Source organism: Bacteroides sp. LFL-34, assembly GCF_027257075.1.
Classification (GTDB): Bacteria; Bacteroidota; Bacteroidia; order Bacteroidales; family Bacteroidaceae; genus Bacteroides; species Bacteroides ovatus.
In genome coordinates this window covers 1-10,353 of record NZ_JAPQKZ010000090.1, presented here as the reverse complement: position 1 = coordinate 10,353, position 10,353 = coordinate 1, and the positions used below count along the sequence as shown (strand labels likewise).

Sequence of the window (10,353 nt, the reverse complement as noted above, 5' to 3'; positions counted from 1 at the left end):
GCTGGGAACACATAAATCAAAGAAATCTTCAAAAGATCGCAGCTTAAAGAAAGTGAACAGATTTGTATAGTGATGAACAAAAAAAGAGGTGCATCGTGCATTACGACACACCTCCTTTTAATATATCATCATAAATAACTATCTCATTGAAACGTTATTTTTTTGTTGGCTAGGAAATTAGCCCCTCCATAAATAAACAATCCCAGGAATTGAGCCAGATATTCATTCACGTCCAATCCTTCTACCAATAAGACAAGAAATAAAAACTGTGCAGTGTAAGCCACGGCAAAAGCAGAGCAAAAGAGCAGTATCTGTTTCCAGATACTATTCTTTTTATTTTCTACGGGGAATATCCAATATTTGCACCAGATAAAGTTATGGATTTGAGCTATCAGATACGCTGTTATATTAGCCACCATATAGTCACCGTCAAATGACATTTCTTTCATCATTAACCATACAACCAACGCCATAATTAAGGCGTTCATTGTACCGATGATTATAAAACGGAATATGCGTACAGATTCTTTCACTCGCCCTCTTTCAGATCAACGATCAAATTCAGTTCATCAAGTTGAGTCTGGTCGATTGCAGACGGTGCATCCAGCATCACATCACGTCCGGAATTGTTTTTCGGGAACGCAATACAGTCGCGGATAGAATCCAAACCTGCGAACAAAGATACCCAACGGTCGAGTCCGTATGCCAAACCACCGTGAGGAGGTGCACCATACTTAAAGGCATTCATCAGGAAGCCAAACTGTGCCTGTGCCTTTTCCGGAGTGAATCCAAGAATCTCGAACATCTTCGCCTGTAATTTCGCATCGTGGATACGGATAGATCCGCCACCAACTTCCACACCGTTCACTACCATATCATAAGCATCTGCACGTACAGCTGCCGGATCAGTATCCAACATCGGAATATCTTCCTCTTTCGGATGAGTAAACGGATGATGCATAGCCATCAAACGACCTTCCTCCTCACTCCATTCGAACATCGGGAAGTCGATCACCCAAAGGCAAACAAACTTATTCTTATCACGCAATCCCAGTTGAGCGCCCATTTCCAGACGAAGCTCACAAAGTTGTTTACGTGTTTTCATTACATCGTCGCCAGACAGAATCAGGATCAAATCACCCGGTTTAGCACCGAATGCCTCTTTCATTTGCTGAAGCACTTCCTGCGTATAGAATTTATCCACGCTCGATTTTACAGTTCCGTCCGCTTCTACACGGGCATACACCATACCTTTTGCACCAATCTGCGGTTTCTTTACGAAGTCCGTCAGTGCATCCAGTTGTTTACGAGTATAGGTTGCAGCACCTTCAGCACAGATACCACCCACATAAGCAGCATTATCGAATACAGAGAATCCGTGACCTTTCATGATATCCATCAATTCCACGAATTTCATGCCGAAACGTAAGTCCGGTTTGTCGCTACCATAATATTTCATGGCATCCGCCCAAGACATACGCTGGAACGGTTCAGCCAGTTCCACGCCACGCAGTGTTTTGAACAAATGTTTAGCCATTCCTTCAAAAGTAGTGATAATATCTTCCTGCTCAACGAAGCTCATTTCGCAGTCAATCTGCGTAAATTCCGGCTGACGATCGGCACGCAAGTCCTCATCGCGAAAACATTTTGCAATCTGGAAGTAACGGTCGAAACCAGAAACCATCAACAACTGCTTCAATGTCTGCGGAGATTGCGGAAGTGCGTAGAACTGTCCCGGATTCATACGTGACGGCACCACAAAGTCGCGTGCACCTTCAGGAGTAGAACCGATCAAAACGGGTGTTTCCACTTCGATGAAACCTAGACTATCCAGATATTTGCGAACTTCAATCGTCATTCTGTGGCGCAGTTCCAGATTAGAGCGGACAGCGTTACGACGCAAATCCAGGTAACGATATTTCATGCGGATATCATCACCACCATCCGTATTATCCTCAATGGTGAACGGAGGAGTCATAGCAGTATTTAGTACGTTCAGTTCGGAAACGATGATTTCAATGTCTCCGGTAGGAATGTTTGCATTCTTGCTGAAACGTTCATTAACCGTTCCTGTCACTTGAATGACGAACTCACGTCCCAGTTTATTAGCACGTTCACAGAGTTCAGCATTAATTTCTTCGTTAAAGACCAACTGGGTAATTCCGTAACGGTCGCGGAGGTCAATAAAAGTCATTCCTCCCATTTTACGGCTGCGCTGTACCCATCCAGACAGCGTAACTTGCTTGTTTACATCAGAGATTCTTAGTTCTCCACATGTGTGCGTTCTGAACATATATTTTTTATTTAAACGATTATCACTCGCGTTTCTATTTTGATTGAACCAAAACTGCGCAAAAGTACGCAATAATTTGTAATTCGTTGTCAGTAATCCGTTATTTTATCAGACTTTCTTTGTCAGCTTTTTCAATATTTTCTTGTTTCTGTCTGTTATATTGTCGACGATGGCTTCATTCATCAATTTGATGCCATTCATATATTCCTGCGCTCTTTGGAGCACATTGGCAGCATCCTTTTCCGACGCTTGCGGCACCACTACGCGCAATCCCCTTTGAATCAACTCAATGTTCACATTAGCGTCCGTTTCCATGGGATCACCGTCGAAGTGCACTACTCCCGGAGTAGTGCGGCGGATGCACAACTGCTTGCAACGGAAAGTCTTGATACGGCTATTCTGATCGATTGTCTTATTGAATAACTGAAAAGCCAATGAAGGGACATCCAATACGGTGAACGGTTCGAGAATGGTCACATCCAGCAAGCCATCTGTCAGCGTAGCTTGTGGGGCGATATAAGCATTGTTTCCATATTGCGACGCGTTTCCACAGGCAATCAGGAAAGCCTTATACTTGGAAACTCCGTTTTCCGTTTCCAGTTCATACGTTTCCGGTTCATATTTAAGACTCTCTTGCAGGGTCTTTTCCAGATAAGTCAACACCCCGCGTTTACCGGCATGCGCAAACTTCAGACTAACAAAAGCATCGAATCCCACTCCGCAAGTGCAGAAAAAATCCGTCCCGTTAATCTTACCATAATCTATTACGTCCATGCAACCTTCGTTCAGCACTTCCAGCGCCCTCTTCGGTTCCATCGGTATATGCAGATGCCTCGCCAGTCCATTACCCGATCCGCAGGGAATAATTCCCAGTGCGGTATCAGTATGCACCAACGAACGAGCTATTTCATTGATTGTCCCGTCCCCACCGATAGCCACTACTATATCAGTCTTCTCTTCGGCAGCTTTAGCAGCTATTTCTACTGCATGACCGGCTCTCTCCGTATTCACTACTTCCCAAGAGTATCTCGCCTTGTCTATTTTTTCGTCCAGCAAGTTAAGAATCAATTCTTTACTTTGTGTTCCCGAAATAGGATTGACGACGAATTTTATTTTTTTCATTCTTTCGTTCATGCTATTCTTGTCGATTGTAGACGACAAAAGTAATATAAATATCTTAAATTTTAATCTATTAGAGGTTTCTAATCACATGAGGGCAACTTTTTTCTCTTAAAAAGAACAGATAAAAGCAAATTTTGTTATCTTTGCCCCCTGTTTTTAAACACTTGTTAAGATAAAAGGATGTAAGATCGTCAGCGAACGATCTGAGTATGAGTATAATAAATTATAATTCATGGGATTATTACAAGAGAAGTTAGCTAAGTACGACCTGCCACAAAAGTTTATGGCACAGGGCGTTTACCCATATTTCCGTGAGATAGAAGGAAAGCAGGGTACAGAGGTAGAAATGGGCGGACACGAAGTGTTGATGTTCGGTTCCAATGCATACACTGGCCTTACGGGAGATGAAAGAGTGATTGAAGCAGGTATTAAAGCCATGCATAAATATGGTTCCGGATGCGCAGGCTCGCGCTTCTTGAATGGTACACTTGACCTGCACGTTCAGTTGGAAAAAGAACTGGCTGCCTTTGTAGGCAAAGATGAAGCACTCTGCTTCTCAACCGGTTTTACGGTGAATTCGGGAGTTATTCCTGCTTTGACAGATCGCAATGATTATATCATTTGCGACGACCGCGACCACGCATCTATCGTAGATGGCCGTCGCCTCTCCTTCTCTCAACAACTGAAATATAAGCATAACGATATGGCGGATCTGGAAAAGCAACTTCAAAAGTGCAACCCGGATTCAGTGAAGCTCATCATAGTAGACGGTGTGTTCTCTATGGAAGGCGACCTGGCAAACTTGCCCGAAATCGTACGCTTGAAACATAAATACAACGCTACTATCATGGTAGACGAAGCTCATGGCTTGGGTGTATTTGGAAAACAAGGACGTGGTGTTTGCGACCATTTCGGTCTGACTCACGAAGTTGACTTGATTATGGGTACTTTCAGCAAATCATTGGCTTCTATCGGTGGATTCATTGCTGCTGATTCTTCTATCATCAACTGGTTACGCCACAACGCACGTACTTATATATTTAGTGCGTCCAACACTCCTGCTGCTACTGCATCTGCTCTTGAAGCCCTCCACATCATCCAAAATGAACCGGAAAGGCTTGAAGCTTTGTGGGAGGCTACCAACTATGCATTGAAACGTTTCCGTGAAGCAGGTTTTGAAATCGGTGCAACAGAATCACCTATCATCCCTCTTTATGTACGAGACACGGAAAAAACATTCATGGTCACTAAATTGGCTTTCGACGAGGGTGTATTTATCAATCCGGTTATTCCTCCGGCATGTGCACCGCAAGACACTTTGGTACGTGTGGCATTGATGGCTACTCATACAAAAGATCAAATTGACCGTGCTGTAGAAAAGTTGGTTAAAGCATTTAAAGCATTGGATATTTTATAATCTACGAGGAATATATCACTCTTATCGGGTGAATAAAATAAAAGTCTGACACAAATCAATGTGCCGGACTTTTATTTTATCTTATTCACTCTTAAGTACTTCTGCCGGATTTTGCCGGGCGGCTTTCCACACGCGCCAAATAATGCTTAGGAAAATGACAAGTCCCATTCCTATGAATATGACTGCATAGAGCCACCATTCTATCGGTGTTTGCTTTATATAATTTTCTAGCCAATGTTTCATCATGACATATCCCAACGGAAAAGCAAAGAACGATGAAAACACAAGTAAAAGTAAATATTCTCTAAAGAATAGATTCAAGATGACCCAACTATATACCTTAATGTACCAAACTTAAAAACAAATCAATATTGCCAATTTGCGAGGTAAAAATAAAGAGGGAGGCCTCACGGCTACCCTCTTTACATTAATTTAGATAAACAACTTTAATATAGTATTAGTTTAAGGTTTATAAGATTAGTTTCGAATCAAGCTGATTACTTCTTTAGTTCAGAATAATCTATGAAAATAGACTGCTTATATGTTCTGTATTTTTCAGCATATTCCTGTATAAGTTTTGGTCTATCTACGACTTTGCTAATTAGACAATTATACACAAAGTCTCGTTTATTGAAATCAGTGTCATTTGCAGTTTTTAACTGTTTCAACATTTCATCAGCTAAGTTGCCCATGTAGCCAAAATCTTCGTGTTTCGTAATTTGTTTAGTCTCTATGATGATTGGTTTTGCCTTCAACATAGCTGCTGTGCCTTCCCTTGGATTTTTGTACTGTTTACGAATTTTGTTGTTTGGTACCCACCATGACATTGTACCTGAATATTTGGCAGATTTAGCTAATCCCTTGTCAACAGTCATTGTTATCGTAACATCATAAGTTGTATCAAAGTGGTTATTTCCTGTTGCATTTACACGTTGTTTCTTAGTTCTTTTGAATATGCATTGACCATGATAAACTCTACATTCATTGACTGTAATATACGGCGCTGTAACAGTTATGACATCAGCTTCATTAATTGGTTCTATCCATTTAGTTTTATAAACACCCGTTGCTTGCATATTTTCAATTTCAACAGGTTTGTTTAATTCAGTTTCAAGACTTGTTAAGATATCGTCTAACTCATTTTTCACAGACTTTAGCTTAATCAGCTGATTTATAGCATTACTATGTTGGCTAGCAGTTACTCGATTGTTTTTATATAGCCTTATTGCAGTAGCATAAGCCTGTGCTATAGAATCACGTTTAGCACGTGCAATAGAATCATATTTTGCGTGAATTGGATTAGAGGGCGTTATAGGCTGAAGTCTACGCACGGCACGTTCTAAGGCGGTAGTATTTAATCTTTGTTCAAATTCGTGCTTAGGACTGTTAATTGATATACTAATAACATTATTTCCTTTCTCTATATTATACGGTGCCATAAGTGCTAGTATGCTATCTACTTGCTGATTTGCACGTTCTGTCTCTGCGATATATCGTTGTATATCATTTTCTGTAAGACATGTATCTAACATATTAATGTCTATTCGCAAGCGCCTTATAACATTGTCGTAATGTCGTTTTTGTTCAACTGTTATAGTTTCATCTCGTTCTCGTTGTCTTGCATATTTCTTGGCATCCTTAAAAAAGCCACCGAATTGTGCAGATACAGTTGCAGACATTAGCAACATCGCTAGTACAATTTGTAATGTTTTCACGTTCTTTGATTTGTTGGTCTTCCTAGTCTCAACAGAAGGGTATTAAATAGAAGAAGCGTGAGACTATTAGACTTATACCTAATGTCGGTTCTGGACTACCTCTGTATTGAATATAAGTACAAACAGCTCACGCCCTTGACCGTATATCAACACACGAGTGTGCGGTATACAAACCAAAGGGAGAACGTTTTGACTATTTCCTCAATACAGTTGAATTGTCCAGATTCACATTAGAGAAAAAGCACTAAACGCTTCCTAAATAATTAAGACGTCCCAAAGGACGCTACAAATATACTACAAATTTCTTTAATTGTATATGTTATACTTCAGATTTGCGTGTTTAAGTCTTTTGTTTATCTTAGGCATAAATTCCATAAACCTTTGCATGTCAGTTAATGTTCTAGTGTTGTATCTATAGGCGAACTCATTACAGTACATTTGTAAGTACTTAGGACTGACTACATGATAGATTCCTTTTATGCCACGCTTTAGATGTGACCAAAAGCCCTCTATACCGTTAGTATGGAAGCCGTCCTTTGCGTAAAGTCCTTTACTATGTTCTATAATGACACGTGTATAAAGATGCGATAGACCGTTATAGCCTGCCCAACCATCGGTTACCAATGTTGAGCCTTCCTCAATCAGTCCAAATACTAATAGATGCAATGTTTTCTGACTTGCATCGTAGGTAACGACCGGATAGACCCTATCTTCTGTTAGTACACCTACCACAGGAGTTTTCTCTTTAAGGCTTCTTCCTTGTGTACCTTTGTTCCATTTGTTCTTATTTTTGCCACCGACATAGGTTTCATCCATTTGAACTATACCACGGAATTTCTCAATTTCATCTTTGTACATATTATGTCTTATTTTAGTCAGCATAAACCACGCTGTCTTTTGAGTGACATTTATGTCTCTTGATAATTGTAGGCTACTGATACCTTTCTTATGAGATAGGAAGATGTAAATAGCATAGAACCATTTCTCCAAAGGTATTTTGCTACCTTCAAACATTGTACCGACAGTTACAGTAAACCGTTTCTTACAATGCCTGCATTTGTAGAGCCCATCGAACTCTCCCTTGTTCTTTAATTTGTAGTGATGTTCAGATTTGTGTTTACAATGAGGACATACCGGTACGCCTTGCCACCTATATTGTTCTAAGAACTCTCTACATGAATTTTTATCATGTAGGGTGCTCATTAGCTCTATAAGTGACTTTATCTCTCGCATACCCGTTTTAAGTTTTTGACGGGTAATACTGAACCGATGTGTTCATATTTGTTATATTTTGTATTTAAATATAACAAATTTAATTAACGCATTAAAAATCAGATAGTTAAATAATTTCCTATCAGAATTTAAATGATGTTAAGTATAACTAATTGGTTCTATATGCAGATAAATTTACTAAAAAATAGCAATATGAAAATAGATGTAAGACAAAAATCCGATAATACTGAAACTGATACAGTATTATCGGATAAGTTTAATAAACGACGCGAACAATTACGGTATGAAACCTATGAACATTTAGTTGCTACTGGTTTCTTTACTGGTACATACGAAGAATATAAAGAACGAACTAAATTAGGATTAATTGGCCCTACGCAAACATTCTAGTAAGTTCTTGCGCGAGTTTTTTATCAATACTAGGACACAGCCTATGTAACATATCAGCAGTTATCAATGATAAATTCGGTTCTAATGTTCTTGCCTTTAATATTATCATGTCATCATACTTCAATAAGCGCTTAACATTATGATATGCTAATTTATATGGTTCTAAGTCTATAACAGAGTCATCGTTAATACCATTATAGTTCATAGAAAAATATGTTGCTAGTCCTTCCTCTAAAACAGTAGTACTACCGTATTTATTTGGTTCTAAACAATGTATAGTTTCATGTGCTAATTGAAACAATGCCTTGTCCATATCATTTATACAATCTTCTGTTAATTGAATGATAATATGCCTGCAATCTCCTGGAAACCAGATTTGTGGTTGTTTTATATCTGCTAATTCGATACCAAGTATTGTATAGTCTTTATTTCTTTGACCAAATGAGCGTTCGGCTTCATGTAACATAGGACCTAGTTGTGAAACTATTGTAAATGTATATCCATCTTTTGATGGTAATAGCTCGCAAGAAAAAATATTATCGTGTAGCATATTTGTTAGATATTAGTTGCTAACAAATATACAAATGATTTAGTTACCTTGTATCTTAAACATGTTATTGTTATAAGAACTTTAACATTTTGACTTTGGTACATTAAGGTATATAGTTGGGAGAAATTATTCCCGGAAGAGTATATTCATTTCGAAATGCCTACATCCGATTTATATTTATATGCAGACCGGGCACAGATAGAGCAAGTGCTTATCAACTTGTTAAAAAATGCCCGCGAAACGTGCGAGCGGAGAACGGATAAAAACATTGAGATAAAGTTTTTTTCTAAAGGCAACCCAACATTCACAATATCTGATAATGGTGAGGGAATTTTGCCAGATGTTCTGGATAAGATTTTCGTTCCTTTCTTTACTACCAAAACATCCAGTTCAGGCATCGGATTGAGCCTGTGCAAACAGATCATGACTTTACATGACGGAAGTATTAACGTAAAATCAGAAATAGGGAAAGGAAGTTGCTTTATTCTTACTTTCCCTAAATAAAAATCACTGAAAGCCTCCCGAATCCTTTAATACAATGATTAGTCTGGGTAGTAGAGGAATTACTTATCCTCTACTACCCAAACTATTTGTATCAGGATTTAACTCCTTAACAGCCTCTTTGACCGCTTTATTAGTTGGCTTACGATATGCTTCCGCTTGTTGAACGGGGACAATCTCATTCACCATTCTTTCATATCCTTTTTGCTCTAACAAGTGCACTTCTTTTTCACCTGTTTCTTTTTGTTTTCTTGTTTTCATAAGGCTTTTCATTTTAAAATTCTTATTTATAAAACAGAAAACATCGAAAGATAGTTCATACTCACAGATAATTTATGTACGGGGCAACTGCTCCCCAATATACTACTATAGGCTTGTTCATTCCGGTACGGATTTGAGCTTAAACTTACATAGTGAAAAAAATATCTATCATGCTATCATTTATTTTTATATCATACTAATTATCAGCGAAATAAATATGATAGATATATTTCTAAAAGGCATCTCTCATACTTATACCACCAAAAACAGGGTATCTCTCATCAATAAAATAGTCGAATAAAGGTCGGACAGGCGTAAGATGGTTTGTTTTTGTTGCAATGAATCCGTATAAATCCGACCTGTATGGCTTAATAATCCCACTTTAATAGCGATAAGTTTATAGCCCACATATGTGTGACGAACAGTCTACATACGTGGGCTGTACAGTTTACAGGTGCGGGCTGTACAGCCTACATATGTAGGCTATAAAAAGATTACCGTTTCCAATGGATTATTAAGCTGCCAAATACAGGTTATCATCCTATAAAGTGAATATCCTTGTGGCTTCATATGGGTGTTTTTCCCTGATTCTACACTAAAACGGATGCAGTAGTGGTATGATAGATACCCGTTTTTTGCGACAGAAACATGATAGATACCTGTTTGAAAAATTATCTATCATACTTATTCTTCTGATAATTAAAACAATATAAAAATAAATGATAGTATGATAGATATTTTTTTCATTATGTAGGTTCTTCGTCAAATTTGGTGGTACTTCTTCTATTGTGAATAAATAATCTTCGCTCTCAGTAGTTTAATTCCTGCCCTATTGTACATCTGTCTTTTTACCGCTTTAATTTTATTCACT

General features: G+C 38.6%; 9 protein-coding genes and 2 pseudogenes. 3 read left to right on the top strand and 8 right to left on the bottom strand.

What is annotated here, in order from left to right:
• Positions 1 to 143 precede the first annotated feature (143 nt).
• The 3 genes from N5O98_RS26335 to N5O98_RS26325 all read right to left on the bottom strand — a co-directional run bounded on the left by N5O98_RS26335 (position 144) and on the right by N5O98_RS26325 (position 3,427).
• Positions 144 to 533, bottom strand: a complete 390-nt coding sequence (locus N5O98_RS26335; RefSeq protein WP_032851895.1) for a GtrA family protein — start codon at positions 531 to 533, stop codon at positions 144 to 146.
• Complete coding sequence (gene aspS / locus N5O98_RS26330; RefSeq protein WP_008647566.1) at positions 530 to 2,293, bottom strand: aspartate--tRNA ligase; 1,764 nt, start codon at positions 2,291 to 2,293, stop codon at positions 530 to 532. The genes N5O98_RS26335 and aspS overlap by 4 nt, the downstream gene beginning before the upstream one ends.
• Positions 2,294 to 2,401: 108 nt before the next feature.
• A complete protein-coding gene (locus tag N5O98_RS26325; protein ID WP_004303062.1) occupies positions 2,402 to 3,427 on the bottom strand; it encodes a diacylglycerol/lipid kinase family protein in 1,026 nt (341 codons plus the stop codon).
• 220 nt (positions 3,428 to 3,647) lie between these two features.
• On the opposite strand from N5O98_RS26325, the gene spt reads away from it, so the two are divergent.
• Complete coding sequence (gene spt, locus N5O98_RS26320; RefSeq protein WP_004311645.1) at positions 3,648 to 4,832, top strand: serine palmitoyltransferase; 1,185 nt, start codon at positions 3,648 to 3,650, stop codon at positions 4,830 to 4,832.
• Positions 4,833 to 4,913: 81 nt separating this feature from the next.
• On the opposite strand, the pseudogene N5O98_RS26315 reads toward spt, so the two are convergent.
• From N5O98_RS26315 to N5O98_RS26305, 3 genes and pseudogenes are all read right to left on the bottom strand, one after another.
• Positions 4,914 to 5,159, bottom strand: a pseudogene (locus N5O98_RS26315) (ABC transporter permease); the annotation flags it as partial.
• 170 nt (positions 5,160 to 5,329) lie between these two features.
• Positions 5,330 to 6,547, bottom strand: a complete 1,218-nt coding sequence (locus N5O98_RS26310) for a hypothetical protein (protein ID WP_004311647.1) — start codon at positions 6,545 to 6,547, stop codon at positions 5,330 to 5,332.
• Positions 6,548 to 6,853: 306 nt separating this feature from the next.
• The gene (locus N5O98_RS26305; protein WP_004311649.1) at positions 6,854 to 7,780 is read right to left on the bottom strand and encodes an IS1595 family transposase; all 927 of its coding nucleotides are present in this window, start codon (positions 7,778 to 7,780) and stop codon (positions 6,854 to 6,856) included.
• A 192-nt stretch (positions 7,781 to 7,972) separates the two neighbouring features.
• On the opposite strand from N5O98_RS26305, the gene N5O98_RS26300 reads away from it, so the two are divergent.
• Entirely contained in the window at positions 7,973 to 8,170 is a 198-nt protein-coding gene (locus N5O98_RS26300) for a hypothetical protein (RefSeq protein ID WP_004311651.1), read from the top strand.
• Here the strand turns inward: N5O98_RS26300 and N5O98_RS26295 are convergent.
• Positions 8,154 to 8,720 carry a hypothetical protein gene (locus N5O98_RS26295; protein WP_032856194.1) on the bottom strand — a complete coding sequence of 189 codons (567 nt, stop codon included), beginning with the start codon at positions 8,718 to 8,720 and terminating at the stop codon, positions 8,154 to 8,156. The two genes, N5O98_RS26300 and N5O98_RS26295, sit on opposite strands and share 17 nt — an antisense overlap.
• Positions 8,721 to 8,840: 120 nt before the next feature.
• On the opposite strand from N5O98_RS26295, the pseudogene N5O98_RS26290 reads away from it, so the two are divergent.
• Positions 8,841 to 9,224: pseudogene (locus N5O98_RS26290) on the top strand (sensor histidine kinase); the annotation flags it as partial.
• A 63-nt stretch (positions 9,225 to 9,287) separates the two neighbouring features.
• On the opposite strand, the gene N5O98_RS26285 reads toward N5O98_RS26290, so the two are convergent.
• Entirely contained in the window at positions 9,288 to 9,482 is a 195-nt protein-coding gene (locus N5O98_RS26285; RefSeq protein ID WP_004303066.1) for a hypothetical protein, read from the bottom strand.
• Positions 9,483 to 10,353: the final 871 nt, after the last annotated feature.